The organism is Sphingobium sp. IP1, from assembly GCF_002708645.1.
Classification (GTDB): domain Bacteria; phylum Pseudomonadota; class Alphaproteobacteria; order Sphingomonadales; family Sphingomonadaceae; genus Sphingobium; species Sphingobium yanoikuyae.
Genome location: NZ_NOIW01000230.1, coordinates 1 through 2559, shown reverse-complemented (window position 1 = coordinate 2559; position 2559 = coordinate 1). Strand labels below are relative to the sequence as shown.

The following is a 2559-nucleotide window of genomic DNA, read 5'->3' as shown; positions in this document are numbered from 1 at the left end:
GCCCCAATGCGGGCGTGGGCCAATCGATCGCCAACGCCACCACCCTGGCGCTGATGGACATCAAGACCGACAAGGTCCGCATCACCACCTATGACACCGCCACGGGCGCGGCGGCCGCCGCCAACCGGGCGCTGGCCGACGGCAACCGCCTGATCCTGGGTCCATTGCTGGCCGATGACGCCCGCATCGTCGGGCCGATCGCGGCCAAGGCCAATGTCCCGGTCATCAGCTTCTCCAACGACACCAGCGTCGCGGGCAGCAACATCTTCCTGATGGGCTATACCCCCAACCAGTCGATCGAGCGGGTGATCGGCTTCGCCCGTGAAAAGGGCCTGTCCAATTTCGGCGCGCTGGTGCCGCGCGGCACCTATGGCGAGCGCGCCGGCAATGCGCTGCTGCGCGCGGTCGAACAGGCCGGCGGTACGGTCGTGTCGATGCAGACCTTCGATCGCACCCCCGCCTCGATCACCGCCGCGGTCAAGAAGCTGCAGGCCTCGTCCAGCTATGACGCGCTGCTGATCGCCGACAGCGGCCGGGTCGCGCTGCAGGTCGCGCCGATCGTGCGCAAGAATGGCGGCGCCAGTGCCCGTCTGCTCGGCACCGAAATCTGGAATACCGAAGAATCGCTGGCCGCCAGCCCGGTGCTGCGCGGCGCCTGGTATGCCAGCGTGTCGGACGGCCTCTATCGCCAGCTCGCGACCAAATATCGCACCCGCTATGGCAGCGCGCCCTTCCGCCTGTCCTCGATGGGCTATGACGCGGTGCTGCTGACGGTGCGGATCGCCCAGGACTGGAAGCCGGGTTCGCCCTTCCCGACCGCGCGCCTGCGCGATCCGGGCGGCTTTGCCGGCATCGACGGCGCCTTCCGCTTCAACCGCAACGGCATCGCCGAACGCGCGCTGGAAGTGAGCGAGGTCGGCGCCGGCACGATCAGCGTGGTCGATCCCGCCCCGCGCGGCTTCGGCAATTAAGCAAAGGGGGCCGGAAGGCCCCCTTTTTCGTTACGGATCAGACCCGCGCCGTCGGCACGATCAGCGGCAGGCCGTCGCTGACGTCGATCCGCGCCGCGACGCCATAGACGGATGCCAGCCGCTCCGGCGTCAGCACCTCCATCGGCGCCCCGTCTGCCACCAGCGCGCCGCCATCCATCAGCAGCAGCCGATCGCAATAGCGCGCCGCCATGGCGAGATCGTGCAGCACGGTGACGACCAGCGCCCCGCCCTGCGCCTGCGCCCGCAGCAAAGCCATCACGTCGATCTGGTGACCGGGGTCGAGCGCGGCAAGCGGCTCGTCGGCGATCAGCGCCGGCGCGCCCACCGCCAGCGCCCGCGCGAGCAGCACCCGCGCCCGCTCGCCGCCCGACAGCTCGGTCGCGATCCGTCCCTTGAAACCGGTGACATCGGCGCGGACCATGGCATCCTCGATCGCCGCCTCATCGTCGGCGGTCAGGCGCGACAGCGGCCCCAGATGCGGCAGCCGCCCCAGCGCCACCAGCCGCTCGACCGCCAGGGGCCAGTGCAATGTCTGGCCCTGCGGCAGATAGGCGATGGCGCGCGCCACCGCCTGGCGCGACAGCCGCTCGACCGGCGCCCCGTCCAGCAGCGCACGACCGGCGGCCGGCTTCACCAGCCCCAGCAGCGCCCGCACCAGGGTCGACTTGCCCGCGCCATTGGGGCCGATCACGCCGATCAACTGGCCCGGCACCATGGTCAGATTGACGCCGCGCACCGCCAGATGGCGACCCAGCCGGACGTCCAGTTGCTCGGTCGACAGGGTCACCATAGCCGCCGCTCCCGCATCAGGTGAATGAGGAAGACGGGCACGCCCAGTATCGCGGTCAGCACGCCCAGCTTCAATTCGCTGCTGGTCGGGATGATCCGCACGCCGATATCGGCCAGGGTCAGCAGCACCGCGCCGCCCAGCATCGATGGCAGCAGCAGCGCCGAGGGCGACCGATCGGTCAGCGGTCGCACCAGATGCGGCACGATCAGGCCGACGAAGCCGATCGATCCGGTCACCGCCACCGCGCCGCCGACGCCGATCGCGACGCCCGCCATCAGCCGCAGCCGCGCCCGCGACAGGTCGACGCCCAGCGCCCGCGCGCCATCCTCGCCCAGGGTCAGCGCATCAAGCGCGCGCCCGTCATAGAGCAGCAGCGCCGCGCCGACCGCTATGCAGGGCAGCGCCAACAGCAGATGGTCGATGCTGCGATTTTCCAGGCTCCCCATCAGCCAGCTCATGATCTCCATCGCGGCAAAGGGATTGGGCGACAGGTTCAGCGCCAGGCTGATCCCCGCCCCCGCCAGCGTCGCGACCGCAATGCCGGCCAGGATCAGCGTCAGCGGGCTTTCCGACGGTCCCGCCAGCAGGAACAGCGCGCCGATCGCCGCCAGCGCGGTGACGATCGCCAGCAGCGGCAACGCCATCGGATGCAGTTCGGACAGGCCGAAATAGAGCGCGATCACCGCCCCCAGCGCCGCCGCATTGGACACGCCCAGCACGGCGGGTTCGGCCAGCGGATTGCGCAGATAGCCCTGCAGCGCCGCGCCCGACAGGCCC

General features: G+C 70.4%; 3 protein-coding genes. 1 reads left to right on the top strand and 2 read right to left on the bottom strand.

What is annotated here, in order from left to right:
- Nucleotides 1–971: penicillin-binding protein activator (locus tag CG471_RS29595; RefSeq protein WP_099234639.1), on the top strand; the 971-nt coding region annotated here is incomplete at its 5' end.
- Between the two features lie 37 nt (nucleotides 972–1008).
- Here CG471_RS29595 and CG471_RS29590 read toward each other — a convergent pair.
- Both CG471_RS29590 and CG471_RS29585 read right to left on the bottom strand, forming a co-directional pair.
- Entirely contained in the window at nucleotides 1009–1782 is a 774-nt protein-coding gene (locus CG471_RS29590) for an ABC transporter ATP-binding protein (protein WP_099234638.1), read from the bottom strand.
- Nucleotides 1776–2559 (bottom strand): iron ABC transporter permease (locus CG471_RS29585; protein WP_099234637.1); only part of this gene is annotated, 784 nt, incomplete at its 5' end. The genes CG471_RS29585 and CG471_RS29590, both read right to left, overlap by 7 nt.

What these genes read in the sequence shown, in the direction of transcription:
- CG471_RS29590 (WP_099234638.1), bottom strand. Translation starts at nt 1,782, where the DNA reads ATGGTGACCCTGTCGACCGAGCAACTGGACGTCCGGCTGGGTCGCCAT.